Here is a 459-nt window from a genome sequence, read left to right as displayed (position 1 = left end):
AGCTTGCGCGGCTTTACGGGGAGCAGGGGCAGATCGAAAAGATGTTCAGCAACTATATAGACGTTTTGGGGAGTAACCCAAATCTGTTACCTGGAGTGAGCCGCATCTACGGACAATTCATCACAGATGATCCTGCCAACGAGGCCAATGTCATTTTTAGGCGTCTCCTGCTAAAAAGACTTCAGGAAGACCAGAATATTCTCTATAACGAAATGCTGAGCTGGCTTTTTGTACAGCAAAAGGAATTTCAGAAGGCATTTCAGCAGGAAAAAGCGATCTACAGGAGAGGTCAGCAGGGATTGGGATCGATCTTACGCCTTACGGTAATGGCAAGGGAAGAAGGGCAGTCCGAGACTGCACTTGAACTCCTGGATTTTGTTATTGCCGAAACTGCTTCAGAAGAATTGAAGCTGCAGGCGCATCAGCTAAGGCTGAATGTGCTGCAGGAAATACTTCCGA

At 47.3% G+C, this 459-nt stretch carries 1 pseudogene; it reads left to right on the top strand.

The annotated features are described in order from the left end of the window. A pseudogene (locus HC176_RS16425) lies at window positions 1-459 on the top strand (tetratricopeptide repeat protein); the annotation flags it as partial.

The sequence above is a fragment of the Tamlana crocina genome (genome assembly GCF_012037625.1).
Note: the sequence above shows the minus strand (reverse complement) of the source record. Positions and strands in the feature narration are given on the sequence as shown.